The sequence below is a fragment of the Bacteroides sp. AN502(2024) genome (assembly GCF_041227145.1).
In the GTDB taxonomy this organism is placed as follows: Bacteria; Bacteroidota; Bacteroidia; order Bacteroidales; family Bacteroidaceae; genus Bacteroides.
Map to the genome: position 1 here is coordinate 3,166,098 of NZ_JBGFSP010000003.1, position 13,731 is coordinate 3,179,828.

Annotated in this window: 13 protein-coding genes, 1 tRNA gene and 3 pseudogenes; 13 read left to right on the forward strand and 4 right to left on the reverse strand. The window is 43.1% G+C overall.

Annotated elements, in window-relative coordinates; all coding sequences use genetic code 11:
- Window positions 1–84: 84 nt before the first annotated feature.
- Complete coding sequence (locus tag AB9N12_RS12270) at window positions 85–1,236, reverse strand: IS4 family transposase (RefSeq protein ID WP_369888970.1); 1,152 nt, start codon at window positions 1,234–1,236, stop codon at window positions 85–87.
- 159 nt (window positions 1,237–1,395) lie between these two features.
- Here AB9N12_RS12270 and AB9N12_RS12275 point away from each other — a divergent pair, with 159 nt between their 5' ends.
- The 4 genes from AB9N12_RS12275 (at window position 1,396) to AB9N12_RS12290 (ending at window position 5,864) form a co-directional block, all read left to right on the forward strand.
- Window positions 1,396–2,157 (forward strand): DUF1295 domain-containing protein, encoded by a 762-nt coding sequence (locus tag AB9N12_RS12275; protein WP_369892327.1) that lies wholly within the window; start codon window positions 1,396–1,398, stop codon window positions 2,155–2,157.
- Between the two features lie 48 nt (window positions 2,158–2,205).
- Entirely contained in the window at window positions 2,206–3,429 is a 1,224-nt protein-coding gene (locus AB9N12_RS12280; RefSeq protein WP_369892328.1) for an NADH:flavin oxidoreductase, read from the forward strand.
- Window positions 3,426–4,277: an SDR family oxidoreductase gene (locus tag AB9N12_RS12285; RefSeq protein WP_369892329.1), complete on the forward strand. Its 852-nt coding sequence runs from the start codon at window positions 3,426–3,428 to the stop codon at window positions 4,275–4,277. The genes AB9N12_RS12280 and AB9N12_RS12285 overlap by 4 nt, the downstream gene beginning before the upstream one ends.
- A 228-nt stretch (window positions 4,278–4,505) precedes the next feature.
- On the forward strand, window positions 4,506–5,864 hold the full coding sequence (locus tag AB9N12_RS12290) for a transposase (RefSeq protein WP_369889589.1): 1,359 nt from the start codon (window positions 4,506–4,508) through the stop codon (window positions 5,862–5,864).
- A gap of 275 nt (window positions 5,865–6,139) precedes the next feature.
- Here AB9N12_RS12290 and AB9N12_RS12295 read toward each other — a convergent pair whose 3' ends face one another.
- The gene (locus AB9N12_RS12295) at window positions 6,140–7,024 is read right to left on the reverse strand and encodes an Rpn family recombination-promoting nuclease/putative transposase (RefSeq protein WP_369892330.1); all 885 of its coding nucleotides are present in this window, start codon (window positions 7,022–7,024) and stop codon (window positions 6,140–6,142) included.
- Window positions 7,025–7,278: 254 nt separating this feature from the next.
- A pseudogene (locus AB9N12_RS12300) lies at window positions 7,279–7,401 on the reverse strand (IS982 family transposase); the annotation flags it as partial.
- A 231-nt stretch (window positions 7,402–7,632) separates the two neighbouring features.
- Here AB9N12_RS12300 and AB9N12_RS12305 point away from each other — a divergent pair.
- The 4 genes and pseudogenes from AB9N12_RS12305 to AB9N12_RS12320 all read left to right on the forward strand — a co-directional run bounded on the left by AB9N12_RS12305 (window position 7,633) and on the right by AB9N12_RS12320 (window position 9,934).
- A complete protein-coding gene (locus AB9N12_RS12305) occupies window positions 7,633–8,343 on the forward strand; it encodes a hypothetical protein (RefSeq protein WP_369892331.1) in 711 nt (236 codons plus the stop codon).
- 42 nt (window positions 8,344–8,385) lie between these two features.
- Window positions 8,386–8,889 (forward strand): DUF4251 domain-containing protein, encoded by a 504-nt coding sequence (locus AB9N12_RS12310; protein ID WP_369892332.1) that lies wholly within the window; start codon window positions 8,386–8,388, stop codon window positions 8,887–8,889.
- Between the two features lie 16 nt (window positions 8,890–8,905).
- Window positions 8,906–9,325 (forward strand): annotated as a pseudogene (locus AB9N12_RS12315) (DUF4369 domain-containing protein); the annotation flags it as partial.
- Between the two features lie 396 nt (window positions 9,326–9,721).
- Window positions 9,722–9,934, forward strand: coding sequence for a hypothetical protein (locus AB9N12_RS12320; protein WP_151851333.1), 213 nt, complete (start codon window positions 9,722–9,724; stop codon window positions 9,932–9,934).
- Window positions 9,935–10,348: 414 nt separating this feature from the next.
- Here AB9N12_RS12320 and AB9N12_RS12325 read toward each other — a convergent pair whose 3' ends face one another.
- A complete protein-coding gene (locus AB9N12_RS12325; RefSeq protein WP_151851332.1) occupies window positions 10,349–10,753 on the reverse strand; it encodes a transcriptional regulator in 405 nt (134 codons plus the stop codon).
- Window positions 10,754–10,900: 147 nt separating this feature from the next.
- Between AB9N12_RS12325 and AB9N12_RS12330 the strand changes: the two genes are divergently transcribed.
- The 5 genes and pseudogenes from AB9N12_RS12330 (at window position 10,901) to AB9N12_RS12350 (ending at window position 13,709) form a co-directional block, all read left to right on the forward strand.
- The gene (locus AB9N12_RS12330) at window positions 10,901–11,107 is read left to right on the forward strand and encodes a hypothetical protein (RefSeq protein ID WP_234122794.1); all 207 of its coding nucleotides are present in this window, start codon (window positions 10,901–10,903) and stop codon (window positions 11,105–11,107) included.
- A gap of 7 nt (window positions 11,108–11,114) precedes the next feature.
- Window positions 11,115–11,197: transfer RNA gene (locus tag AB9N12_RS12335), tRNA-OTHER, on the forward strand.
- A gap of 28 nt (window positions 11,198–11,225) precedes the next feature.
- A complete protein-coding gene (locus AB9N12_RS12340; RefSeq protein WP_007764546.1) occupies window positions 11,226–11,426 on the forward strand; it encodes a hypothetical protein in 201 nt (66 codons plus the stop codon).
- Window positions 11,416–11,637: a hypothetical protein gene (locus AB9N12_RS12345; RefSeq protein WP_224203199.1), complete on the forward strand. Its 222-nt coding sequence runs from the start codon at window positions 11,416–11,418 to the stop codon at window positions 11,635–11,637. The genes AB9N12_RS12340 and AB9N12_RS12345 overlap by 11 nt, the downstream gene beginning before the upstream one ends.
- Before the next feature lie 15 nt (window positions 11,638–11,652).
- Window positions 11,653–13,709, forward strand: a pseudogene (locus AB9N12_RS12350) (kinase).
- The last annotated feature ends 22 nt before the right edge of the window (window positions 13,710–13,731 follow it).

Here is a 13,731-nt window from a genome sequence, read left to right on the forward strand (position 1 = left end):
CAATATTGTCCTAAATAAATTTTGAGCATGAGCTAACTGACTATACTGTTAAGTATAGCCTCGAGAGTTCAAAATCAATCCCCCCTAATCGTTTTCGATGGTTTCGGGAGGTGGTGTAAATGGTTGATCAAGCCATTTTTGGAGGTCGATTTTGGTAAATGTGTTCAGCCGGAGCGTGACCACAAGGTTAGCCAATGCCCATTTGTATCTTGCGATGTGCTTTAGCCATGTCAGAATCAGCATTGTAGTCATAGCAGTCCATATTTGGGTCTCTACGGCATTGCGGGATGTGCCGATAAAGCTCTTGATGCGTAGCAGTTGCTTGAGGTTGCGAAAGAAGATTTCTATGTTCCACCGAGCCTTGTACAGAGCCGCTATGCTTGATGCTGCCAATGTGAAGTTGTTTGTGAGTAACTCAATTTCAAAACCGTGTTCATCGTTCCATACTGCGATGCGACGTAAACGTTTGGGATATTTGGATTTGGCCGCCGAGAGTTCGAACTCGATTATTTCGTCAATAAGTACATTCTGAGCGTGTTTTTCAGGCAAAGGCAACTCCTCTATGGCTTTGTACCGGATATTGTCTTTATGACGCACTACAAAGAACACGTTGCTGCTGTCCCAATTATTCAGCAATGAGTAGTCACAGTAGCCTCGGTCGGCTACTACAATACTATACGGATGTAACTCAATATCAAAAGCAGCTTTGTTGTCGGTGGTTTTGCCATCGGTGATATTCACGAACTCCGGCAAAAGACTGTCATAGTCCAATAGCGTGTGCATCTTGACCGCCCCCTTGGTGGTAGTGTAATGTGCCCAGTCATATATTGACAGAGTCAATGACACCAATGTGGAGTCGAGCAGTTTTATCGGCATCTTGAAACGGAACTTTCTTCGTTGCCATAGGGCTTGCTGTCCGAAATACTGAAACAACGAGTAGAATATGCCGCGAAAAACCGAACTGTCTCGGTTGGCGTTCTGATATGCTACCGTTGACTTGGATGGTGCACGGTTGATTCCCAAATGATTGAGGTTGCCGGTGGCTGATTTCAGCCCGTTTGAGATATCTCTGACTGAATCACATCCTGAGAATTGGCTGAAAATCATGCTAACAAACTGACTCCATGTATTGTAGCCCTTACAATGCTTGTCTGACCCCGAAGATTTTATGATTTTCCTGATATTTTCTTTCGGGAGATGTGATATTACCTGTGCGAAAAGTGTTATATTTGCCATAGGAAGTAGATGAGTTGGTGGCTCGCTACTAAGGTAGTCATTTTACCTTAGTTCTACTTCCTTTTTATTTGTTCCCCCAATTTATTTAGGACAATATTGGTTTTGTGCTGCAGATTTCCTCATTTTTGTTACTTTTGCACATTGCAAAAGAATATCTGTATGACTACCACTTCTTTTAATCTGTTTTTGAGCGCGATGAGCCTGATTGCTTTATTGGTTTTTATCGCCCTTTACTTTGTGAAAGCCGGCTACGGCATTTTCCGTACCGAATCGTGGGGTGTAGCTATCTCCAATAAACTAGCTTGGATATTGATGGAAGCTCCGGTTTTTATGGTAATGTGCGTAATGTGGATATATTCCGAGCGTCGGTTTGCGCCGGTGGTCTTCACTTTCTTCCTATTTTTTCAGATTCATTATTTCCAGCGTTCTTTCATCTTCCCTCTGTTATTGAAAGGAAAAAGTAAGATGCCGCTGGCAATCATGTCAATGGGTATTCTTTTTAATCTGCTCAATGGCTATATGCAAGGTGAGTGGATTTTTTATCTTGCTCCCGAAACGATGTATCAATCCGATTGGTTCACTTCGCCGTGGTTTATTATAGGCACGCTGCTTTTTTTCACAGGTATGCTGGTGAACTGGCATTCGGATCATATTATCCGGCACTTGCGCAAACCGGGAGATACCAGGCATTATCTGCCTCAAAAAGGAATGTACCGTTATGTCACTTCTGCCAACTATTTCGGGGAGATAGTAGAATGGGCAGGTTGGGCGATACTCACTTGCTCGCTTTCCGGACTTGTTTTCTTTTGGTGGACAATTGCTAATCTTGTTCCTCGTGCTAACGCGATCTGGTGTCGTTATCGTGAAGAATTCGGAGATGCGGTGGGCGAGCGGAAACGAGTGTTTCCTTTTCTTTATTAAGAACACTTTTTATCATGACTTGAATACGACTTAATTAATATAATTACTATGGAATCTAAACTTTTTAGTCCGGTAACCTTCGGTCCTCTGACATTGCGGAATCGGACAATTCGTTCGGCAGCTTTTGAGAGTATGTGCCCGGGGAATACTCCTACACAGATGTTATTGGATTACCATCGGTCGGTGGCTGCGGGAGGAGTGGGTATGACAACAGTGGCTTATGCCGCCGTGACGCAAAGCGGTCTTTCTTTCGATCGTCAGTTGTGGTTGCGTCCGTCTATTATTCCCCGTTTACATGAATTGACAGAAGCTGTACATAATGAAGGGGCGGCAGTGGGAATACAAATCGGACATTGTGGAAATATGTCCCATAAAAATATTTGTGGTGTTACTCCTATATCCGCATCTTCGGGTTTTAATCTTTATTCTCCTACGTTTGTGCGTGGAATGAAAAGAAAGGAGCTTCCGGAAATGGCACAAGCATATGGAAATGCTGTTAATTTGGCAAGAAAAGCTGGATTTGATGCCGTTGAAGTACATGCAGGACACGGGTATTTGATTAGTCAATTCTTGTCTCCCTATACCAATCACCGGAAAGATGAATATGGTGGTTCGCTTGAAAACCGGATGCGTTTTATGGACTTAGTGATGGAAGAAGTGATGAAAGAGGCGGGCAATGATATGGCCGTTTTTGTGAAAATGAATATGCGTGACGGTTTTAAGGGAGGAATGGAGATAGACGAATCTATACAAGTGGCTAAACGGCTGATGGAACATGGAGTTCATGGATTGGTATTGAGTGGAGGTTTTGTGAGTCGGGCACCGATGTATGTGATGCGGGGTGCTATGCCGATCCGTTCGATGTCTTACTATATGAATTGTTGGTGGCTGAAATATGGAGTCCGTATGTTTGGTAAATGGATGATACCTTCCGTGCCTTTCAAAGAAGCGTATTTCTTGGAAGATGCGCTGAAATTCCGGGCGGCTCTTCCGGATGCACCGCTGATTTATGTCGGTGGTCTTGTTTCTCGGCAGAAAATAGACGAAGTGCTCAATTCCGGCTTTGATGCCGTACAGATGGCGAGAGCTTTACTCAACGAACCGGGGTTTGTGAATCGGATGAAAAAGGAAGAACAGGCGCACTGCAACTGTGGACACAGTAATTATTGTATAGGGCGTATGTATACGATAGAAATGGCTTGTCATCAACATTTGAAAGAACAATTACCTTTGTCTTTACAAAAGGAAATTGATAAATTGGAGAAAAAATGAGTGAAATGAAATGGGCGATTATCACTGGTGCGGACGGAGGAATGGGAACAGAAATAACACGTGCCGTAGCCAAAGCCGGTTATCGAATCATAATGGCATGTTATAACCCGCAAAAAGCGGAATTTGTCCGCGAACGTCTAGGTAGAGAAACTGGAAATACGGATTTGGAAGTAATGGCTATTGATTTATCTTCCATGCAATCTGTCGTTTCTTTTGCTAATCAGATCTTAGAAAGGAATCTTCCAATTGCTTTGTTGATGAATAATGCCGGAACGCTGGAAACAGGATTTCATACTACTTCTGATGGATTTGAACGAACGGTAAGTGTGAACTATATGGGACCTTATCTGCTTACCCGAAAATTAGTTCCGCTGATGGTGCGTGGGGCGCGTATCGTAAACATGGTTTCCTGTACATACGCGATCGGTAAGCTCGATTTCCCAGATTTCTTTCACAAGGGGAGAATGGGGAGTTTTTGGAGAATTCCCGTTTACAGTAATACTAAACTGGCTTTGTTACTATTTACTTTTGAACTCTCTGAGCAACTTCGTGAGAAAGGAATCACCGTCAATGCTGCCGATCCGGGAATTGTTTCTACTAATATGATTACGATGCATAAGTGGTTCGATCCGTTGACGGATATTTTTTTCCGTCCTTTTATCCGTAAGCCTGAGAAGGGTGCTTCTACAGCAGTTGGTTTGCTATTGGATGAAAAGGAGGCAGGCGTTACGGGACAACTGTATGTCAATAACCACCGGAAAAACTTGTCTGATAAATACATGAATCATGTGCAGAAAGAGCAGTTGTGGGAGATGACGGAGCACGCGTTGGCGAGTTGGCTGAAGTAGGATTTATAAGAAAATGTAAGGCAACTAGGGACATTTACTGAATATTCCTGAGTAATAATAAGAATTGATTCTATGATACCTAATTAGGGACATTCATTAAATATTATAAAATGAGCCAACTAATTCATACACAAATTATTGCGAATTAGTTGGCTTTTTAGTATCTTTAGGTATTCCCCCGAAAACAAGGTTTGACGGCCCAAACGGGGGAAATTCCCCAACTAAGATATGGCTAAGATACAAAAAATTTCAGAAATCCACCCAACTTTGGGCTTTACAGAATTTGATATTCTGGAAAAATGCCGCAAGAGTTTTCATGAGAGTGAGCTTGGCAGGCTTCATTCGGTCTTTCCATTTGATCGTATGGCAAAAGCCGCAGGCCTGTCTGAACAACGTTTGGGCCGCAGGAACATATTCAGTCCTTCCGCAAAGATCGCCCTTATGGTCCTGAAGGCATACACCGGATTCTCCGACAGGAAACTGGTGGAACATCTGAACGGGAACATACACTACCAGATGTTCTGTGGCATCATGATCCCCCCGTCCCTTCCCATAACCAACTTCAAGATAGTCAGTGCCATCCGTAATGAGATAGCATCCCGCCTTGACATTGATTCCTTCCAGGAGATCCTGGCTTCACACTGGAAACCTTATCTTGATAACCTTCACGTCTGCATGACCGATGCCACATGCTATGAGAGCCACATGCGTTTTCCTACGGACATGAAACTCCTTTGGGAAAGCATCGAATGGCTCTACAGTCATATATGCCGGCATTGCAGGGATCTGGGCATAAGGCGTCCGCGCAACAAATACAGGAATGTGGCGGAATCCTATCTGTCCTACTGCAAGAAAAGAAAGAGGAGAGCTTCAAGGACAAGAATGCTTAAGCGCCGTATGATCAAGCTTCTTGAAAAGCTCCTCAGTCAAAGGGATGGGCTCCATAGCGAGTACGGTGCTTTACTCCGATATACGCAGGATTACCATAAGCGTCTTTCCATCATCAGAAAGGTGCTTGTACAGGAAAAGGAAATGTTTGAAGGGCGAAAAGTCAGTGACCGCATCATCAGCATCGACCGTCATTATGTACGTCCCATCGTCAGAGGCAAGGAAACCAAGTCCGTCGAGTTCGGTGCAAAGGTCAATAATATACAGATAGACGGCATATCGTTCATCGAACACCTCTCGTTCAAGGCTTTCAATGAGGGGATACGCTTGAAGGACTGTATCCGTATGCAGCAGAAGCTGATGAATGTAAGGGTAAGATGTGTGGCTGCCGATTCCATATATGCCAATAATGCCAACAGAAAGTTCTGTACTAAATATGGGATATCCACATCCTTTGTGCGCAAGGGAAGGGCGGGCAAAGATGAGCCTTTGAGGAAGGTGCTTAGAAGCGAACTCTCAAAAGAAAGGGCCACACGGCTTGAAGGAAGCTTCGGCACTCAAAAGCAACATTACTCGCTCGCAAGGATAAAGGCAAGGAACAAGAAGACGGAAATCCTGTGGATTTTCTTCGGAATACATACAGCAAATGCCATACTGATGATTGACAAGATCAGGAACAGAACGGGGAAAGCTGCATGATATGAGTTTACTGAAAGAATCAGAAGAGGTCAGAAGACTTCTTCCGGAACTTCATGTATTGTCAGATAAGAGTATATGAGAATATACAGAAAAATGACAATAATAATGGCATATGAAGTGATTATACTCTATCATCTTCATATGCCATGGTATTTGGGGGGAACATTTACTGAATATTCCTCTTTATGACAACAATAGTAATATCCAATCGTCTCGATTCCTAGGATGAGCATAGGGGATGAATCTGTTTGGAAGGTGAAGGTAATCGAATGCTATCAGATTCTTTCAATCTCTTCTATGGAAAGTCCGGAAGCCTGCGAGATGATAGTAATGGGGACCCCCAATTCCTTAAAATTACGAGCTATTTCCAGACTCTTTTCCTTCATGCCTTCTTTCTTACCTTCTTTCCGACCTTTCTTTATGCCTATCTCTATGCCTTTCTTTATGCCTTCCTCTTCCGCAAATGAAATCGTAACCAGTTGGTCACGAAACACTTTGATGCTCTCATCGTATTTCATGCGTTCTTCTTTACTCAGGGAAGCGATATCGACAATCTTTTCCAACTTCTCGAAGACTGATTTCCGTGCCTTGAAAGGCATTCTTTTCAATGTTTCCATGTTCTTCAATACATAAATCCAACGTTCAAAATCCGTATCACATTCCGACTCCTCCTTGTTGAAAGACGGGAGTTCGATAAAGATAAAGCGCAACTTGTCTGAGAATGTCTCATGCGTGTCCCGGTCGGTCAATACCACATCCGTACGCAGTTTGTGGGAACCGTTTGGCAGACTGAAGTTCAAGAAAAACACGCCGTACACCGCTTTCAAGTCAAACTTCCAGAAAATCCCCCGCTCTCCCTGACGGGCAATGGTGTGGGACAGGTAAAAAAGGGCACGCTCCTTGAAGTTCGTCTGCTGCTTGTTCTGCATCTCGACAACCAGTTGTTCACCGTTTTCCGTCGTACAATAAATGTCATAGATAACCCCTCTGTCTCCCATGTATTCCGGAAGTAATTCCTTGTCCAGAAAGGTTATGTCGGTGATACACTTCTCGTTCACAAGCAATCCGTTTAAGAAATCGATCAACAAGTCTTTCGTAATCTCCTGCCCGAATATCTTTTTAAATCCTACATCCGTAAACGGATTGATAAAGTTTCCCATTCTGTTTTTTTTAGTTTATCCGAGACAATGTGTATCCGATTGGAACAAAGATAGTCTATTTTTCGAAACATGCGGTCCTGTTTCTCTTTTTTAACTAAAACAGTTCTTTAATTCAGGGATATATTTATTCAATATGTCGAATTCGCATTAAAAACGATTTTGCACGTCTGCAAAACGCCCGCAGCTTTTTAAAAATGATAAAGTAGCCTTGTTTTGCCTTAGAAAATTTTTAAATAACGTGAATTCGAAATGACTCAAAGTAAATTAAGTCGCCTGTCCTCGATGGACTCAATGTCAATGGCTGGCTTCTTCTCGAAGAAGCAATACACCGCGATAGCAGAAAGTGCATTTACGATAAAGTTGTTAAAAGACCGATATCACCGATTTTATCAAATCGTTGCGTTTGGAATGATTTTTTTTGCAAATACCGTATACAAATGCGTATACACGACCATTGTATACGCATTTGTATACGGTCGAAATTTGTATCTTAATTTATAAATGCCGTCCTTTGTTGCTACAGGAGTGGTAAACTTTTATTTGTGCTAATATTATGGTATCACCTTGAAAAAGATATTTAATATTATTAATCTCTAAAAGTAGTTCTTATGAAAAAATGGAATTTCTGGTCGATTATGGTTGGATTAGTCTTACTAATCAGTATTTCTGTGCTTAGTTGTCAGACAAATGATGCTGACGATTACTCTCAACAGGCAGAAAATGTGACTGCTGCTGATCTTTTTATTACTTCGGAAGCACATCAGAATTTAGAAAAAGAAATCAGAAAGATTTTGCGAAGAAAGCAAAATGCCGTATCTAAATTTTCAAAAGAAGAAATGGTGCAGTATCAGCAACTTAGAAAAGATTTGCTTAATATGGAAACTCGTGCTGAAGCGAAGATTCAATGGAATAAATTGCTAGGATACGATTATTATACCAGCTTGGATTGGATTTCCAATTTGGTTAGGGAAGTTTACGAAGGGACGGATTTCACCAGATTGGAGCTAATGAGAGCTAGACAAAAGCGTAAAATGCATCAAGTTGTTATCACTCGTACTGAAAAAGATGAGGAGGCGATTCAGAATTGTATTGAAGCTTTTTCTGAAATTGCTACGTGGAGAACAGAGGATTGTCTTAATGAATATGATATAAAAGTAGCGAATATACCTTTTTTATCTTGGACTCAAGTTGCAATATTAGAAGAACAGTATAGAAGGGAACTTGAAGAATGTATCCAGATGGTTGATGATTATTTGCAAATTGGAATAAACAATTGCGAGAGTAGTAATGGTAGGTGTCCTATTACAGTATTTCATTAAGTTTTTAATTGTGATATATTCATGTTTAAGCTATAATTTGATATGAAAGTAAAAAAACAAATATTTGTTCTATTTTTGACAATGCTGGTAGGAATTCCTATTCTTTCTGCCCAAAACAAAAAAGAACAAAAGGCGGAAGTTGTCAAAAAGATCATTATATCAAGAGACTATAGGATTAGTGTGGATACTTATATACATCCGCGTAGAGATCCCATATTATTGGATGAGTTTGATAATTCGATAGAAATTAGAAATGATTCAATCTTTTCTAATCTTCTTTATCTTGAACAAGCTGATATACCATACGGTAGGAGAGGAGCTGAGCTTTTCTTTCAAGCTCCTTTGAAAAAATATACTATGGATATAGATAAAAAGAAAAATGTTCACATCAAATTTTTAGCAAATACAACAATAGGTAATTGCAACTTTTATATTAAGGTATATCCTAATGGAAGTGCGAGCATTTATATCACCTTACAGCAGGGGAAGAGTGCTAATTTCTTAGGAAAATTGAATATGCGAGGAGAAGAAACGGAGTCTTTGTAACACTTAATTTATTATTATGAGAAAATATCTATTCATTTTTATTTTCGTATCTATAGCTCAGCTATTTTACGGACAGGAGAAATATACCATTCGGGGTGAATTACCCGACCATTCATTAGATAATAGTTATTTGCGTTTGATTAATAGTTCAGCTCTTAGTCAAGAAAAAGAACGAATTAAACATTTATTTATTGATAGTATATTGGTGGTTGACGGGAAATTCCATTATGAAGGTGTACTTTTACAAAAGCCATTCTTAGCGTATCTTTTTAGTGCAAGGACAGGAAGAAATATGTTGGATTTCGGCATGTATTTTATAGTGGAGCCTGGTAATATCCATATCCGTATTACTGATTGGGCAGATGAGGGCGTTGTATCAGGTACTCCTATTAATGAAGATTATAATACCTATATGGTTGGTACAAAAAGAAGTATGTAAGGGGGAAAAACGAAGCGTGTCAATATGTGGTCGGCCTAAAAATGGGTGATTGCTTTGGTTTTCAAAGCGTTATGGTGGAGTAGGGGAGAGTGGCCTACAAAAACGAAGCGTTTACATCGCTTTACATTGGGCTTACATTTGAGCTCTGTTTGAACGCCGTTCAAATGAAATGCTTTACATTGAACGTAGGGTAGGGGAGAAATAGGCCATCGCACTGTCGGTTTACTCCTGTGATCTGTTTCTGATCAGCTCTCATATACAAAGGTAGGCAAGAAGATCGGTTTATGCAAGTGGAGTAGGGGAGTACGTACTACTCTCTCCTATTTCTTTCATTAAAATTATTCCATATAGATGATATTTGGTATATTTGCAGCAAAATAAATGCAATATACTATGACTAAAGTTATCCATGTACACCTGATTTATGAGAAAAAGAACCTCTATTTCGGTAGCATTTCCGCCATATTTGATACTTTGACGGAGAGTGAAGTCGGTATCACCAAGAGCAGTCTGTTACATGCTGGTTTGACCGATGGATCCGTGAAATACACGAAACGTGCGATGATTATCCAGTCGCACTTGATAAAGACTACCAGAAAGGGCTAAAACGGCCTTAGAACGTCTATAAAGCCGCTTTTTGCGGCTTTTTTTATGTCCTTTGGGTGGTAACCTTCTCAAATAGTACATCTGAAAGAAGCTACTACTTATTTGAACGGTTTGAATGGTCGGAAAAAAGGAAAGGGGTGACATTTGGAGTGACATTTGGGGTGACAAAAAACAATATACAAAAACGAAACGTTTTGTTTGGGGTGACATTTGGAGTGACAAAAAAACAGTCTTTTTGAAGGCTTTTTTATATGAATACTCCTTTTTCGTACCTTGTTTTCTTTCGTTTATAAACTATTGCAGGGGGTAAATAATATTTCATAAATAATTATTTACTCCCCTATATTTTATATTATAGTTTTAAGAATCAGTGTTTTACTACTTTTTACCCCCCTTTGCCCCATAAAACTCGTTTTATCCGACACCTGCAAGTGTTGAACTCTCCGCACCTGAAACACGCCCCGCACTTTCCTGTTTGAGTTGCACGATTGTTTGTTTAAGTATTCCTATTTCCTCTGCTTGTTGGGCTATTTTCTCTATAAAAAATGAAGTTTCAGAACTTGGATTACTGGAGTTATTAGTTTTAGAGGCGACAAATGCATCCCCCTCTCCCATTATAATCCATTCTATATTAGTCGTTGGGTATGATAATTTCAGACGCCGAAGAAGTTCTATTGATAATTTCTTTCTTCCGCTTTTTATATCACTGATACCTGCTTTATTTGTTCCTAAATCATTCGCAGCCTGAACATAATCTGTTATTATGCCCTTCTCTTTTAATTCGTCAAGAACTTGTATAAATCTGAAATTCTCATCCATAATCTTGATAAAGTATGAAAAATTACGCAATTTTATTTTGTAGTATGAAAATCTCATACTATATTTGCAGCGTGTTCAAAGTGTGAACGCCGCCTCAAAGCTACAAAAAAGGCTTGAGGTGACAATGAGAAATATAAAAAGAAGAAAATGAAAGCATTGAAAGTAACCGTTGATTGGGCAGAAATGGACCTGTTTGCTGCCACCCTTAAAGAGTTGAATGATGAAGAAAATATTTTCGCCTATCAGATTGACGCGTTGACCGGTATCGTGGTCTGCGAGAACGAGTGCGGCTTGGCTTATTGCCGTTCCTGTTTTGACTACCGGGTAACCCCGACAATAGAGGAGCTTCGATAGATTTTCCGGGCGGTTAGTTCAGTTGGTAGAACACGCCAGACTCCCGTAAGGGAGAGGCCATGGTCCGCGGTTCGAGTTCGCGACCGCTCTCTACAATAATTTAACATATCAGCGAATTATGAAAGAACGAATAGTTGTAGAATACAGCGAAGTGGGTAAGATAGCCGGTTTGCTGGGTTGTTCCCGGGAAATGGTCTCCCACTCCCTTGCATTCCGCAAGAACAGCAAGTTGGCCCGTTCCATCCGCAAGCTCGCTATCGAGCGCGGTGGTACCAAGGTAGGTGGTAACCCTCAAAAAAAGGACGGTGATGAAAAGTGACCTGATGACATTGTTCGGTGACCAGCTGCGCTGGTTCACCCGTCTGAACCGGAAACAGCGCCTTTGTGTGCTTTATTTCTGTCTGAGTTTCGGGATCCTGCTTTCCGTGGTCTTTGACCACCCGCTGCTGGAGCTTGCCGTCGTGCTGAACTTCGGGGCTTCAGCGAGGCTGATGAAGAGGCATGTCCCTTTGAATGATTTGGAGGAGTGATAATCGGACTGGGAGATGGAATACTATAAGAAAACATTGTGTGTAACCCATGAGGAGCTGACTTCTGGTGATGATCCTGTCATACGATCCGATACTTTACGCCAGAATGTACACCGTGGTAATATCCAAAGTGCCCATCGTGGTGGTGGCGAAGGTGGATACGCGCTATACATCTATTCCTCCCTTCCCGATAAATACCAGAAACGTTTTGTTGCCAAATACGGCGATCCTGAACAGAAACTGATACGAGAAATGATTATGAGCAAAGTGAAGAAAGACGAGAACGCGGAGCTTTTCTTTGAGGAGTACCGCTACGACAAGAACGGTGAGCAGGTTCTCCTTCCCGAGCGTATCCAGGCCGAGTATGTATGGAACGCCTCGGTGCTTAACGCACTGATCAGCGAGCTGGACACGCTTCGTCCGAAACGTAACATGCTGGGGGGTAGCCGTAATGTATGGGAAACGTTGCTTGCCAGGGTTGAGGAATGGCGCGAGGAGTATGCGCATACCCTTCCGGGCAGCGAGGGCCGCCTGAAGAGCCTTGTGAACCAGTACAGGCCGCAGAACTACGCGGTACTGGTCAGCGGCAAGTATGGCAACAGCAACACGCTGAAGATCGAGGAGGAAGCCGGGCGTTACCTTGTCGCGCTGAAACGGAGCCGCGTCCCTGTCTATACCGACATGCAGATATTCGAGGAGTACAACCGTGTCGCCCCGGAACGTGGCTGGAAGCCCCTGAAGAGTCCCCGCAGCCTTCGCGAATGGCTTAACAGCCCCCGTATCGAGCCTTTATGGTATGATGCGGTCCACGGAGAGATGAAGGCGCACCAGCGTTACGGCCGCAAGCACAAGACCGAACTTCCCAGCCGCCGTGACAGCCTGTGGTACGGTGACGGTACGAAATTGAACCTCTACTACAAGGACGAGCATGGTAATGTCCGCACCATCGGTGTGTACGAGGTCATGGATGCCTACAGCGAGGTACTGCTGGGCTTCCATATCAGCGAGAACGAGAATTACGAGGCGCAATATCACGCCTACCGCATGGCTCTCCAGACAAGCGGGCACAAGCCTTACGAGCTGGTCCATGACAACCAGGGCGGTCACAAGAAACTGGAACGTGTCTCGGATGGTCTGCTGGCAAAGATCAGCCATATCCACCGCCCGACCGCTCCCTACAGCGGCCAGTCGAAAACTATCGAATCGGCTTTCGGCCGTTTCCAGAGCCAGGTCCTGCATAAGGACTGGCGGTTTACCGGTCAGAACATCACCACCAAGAAAGCATCCAGCCGCCCGAACCTTGAGTTCATCGAGGCCAATAAGGACAAACTTTACACCCTTGCCGAGCTGAAGGCGAAATATGTCGAGGCACGCCGGGAATGGAACGAGATGAAGCATCCGGCCACCGGTATTTCCCGGATCGGGATGTACAACACCAGTGTGAACGAGGAGACGGAAACGGTGACGGCACGTGACATGGTGGATATTTTCTGGGTGATGACCTCCCGCCCGAGCACGTTCACTTCTTCCGGTATCGAGGTCACGATCGGCGGTAAGTCCCGCACCTATGAGGTTTATTCCTCCCCGGGCGTTCCGGATCATGAATGGCGCCGCCGGAATACCTACAAGCAGTTCTATGTCAAGTATGACCCGTATGATTTCGGCAGGTCCGGCTGTACTGGAAGGACAAGGGCGGGGAGTTCCGTTTCGAGCGTGTCGCCGAGCCCTACATGGTTATCCACCGTGCCATCCAGGACCAGGGAGAAGGCGAGGCCGCCTTCATCCGCTGGGAACAGGAGGACAACGTGCAGGACCGCGTGGAACGTCAGGTGGTTGCCAAGGAAATAGAGTACGAGCACGGGGTGGCTCCCGAACAGCACGGTCTGAACACTCCGAAACTGAAAGGTATTACGGCCGAGGTGCAACGTCAGATAGACCGTCGTACAAAGAAGTACGGCCAGCCTCCGGAAGAGATTGCCCTGGGGCGTTCCACCAAAGTAATCAGCAATATAAGCTGGGACCAGCTCGGTCGTCGTGAAGTGGACAAACGGAAAATAGTCGGAAAATTTTAAAGAAAATTGATTATAAAAATAC

Coding starts and splice junctions, on each gene's coding strand:
- AB9N12_RS12270 (WP_369888970.1), bottom strand. CDS start 1,236: ATGGCAAATATAACACTTTTCGCACAGGTAATATCACATCTCCCGAAA.
- AB9N12_RS12275 (WP_369892327.1), top strand. CDS start 1,396: ATGACTACCACTTCTTTTAATCTGTTTTTGAGCGCGATGAGCCTGATT.
- AB9N12_RS12280 (WP_369892328.1), top strand. CDS start 2,206: ATGGAATCTAAACTTTTTAGTCCGGTAACCTTCGGTCCTCTGACATTG.
- AB9N12_RS12285 (WP_369892329.1), top strand. CDS start 3,426: ATGAGTGAAATGAAATGGGCGATTATCACTGGTGCGGACGGAGGAATG.
- AB9N12_RS12290 (WP_369889589.1), top strand. CDS start 4,506: ATGGCTAAGATACAAAAAATTTCAGAAATCCACCCAACTTTGGGCTTT.
- AB9N12_RS12295 (WP_369892330.1), bottom strand. CDS start 7,024: ATGGGAAACTTTATCAATCCGTTTACGGATGTAGGATTTAAAAAGATA.
- AB9N12_RS12305 (WP_369892331.1), top strand. CDS start 7,633: ATGAAAAAATGGAATTTCTGGTCGATTATGGTTGGATTAGTCTTACTA.
- AB9N12_RS12310 (WP_369892332.1), top strand. CDS start 8,386: ATGAAAGTAAAAAAACAAATATTTGTTCTATTTTTGACAATGCTGGTA.
- AB9N12_RS12320 (WP_151851333.1), top strand. CDS start 9,722: ATGACTAAAGTTATCCATGTACACCTGATTTATGAGAAAAAGAACCTC.
- AB9N12_RS12325 (WP_151851332.1), bottom strand. CDS start 10,753: ATGGATGAGAATTTCAGATTTATACAAGTTCTTGACGAATTAAAAGAG.
- AB9N12_RS12330 (WP_234122794.1), top strand. CDS start 10,901: ATGAAAGCATTGAAAGTAACCGTTGATTGGGCAGAAATGGACCTGTTT.
- AB9N12_RS12340 (WP_007764546.1), top strand. CDS start 11,226: ATGAAAGAACGAATAGTTGTAGAATACAGCGAAGTGGGTAAGATAGCC.
- AB9N12_RS12345 (WP_224203199.1), top strand. CDS start 11,416: ATGAAAAGTGACCTGATGACATTGTTCGGTGACCAGCTGCGCTGGTTC.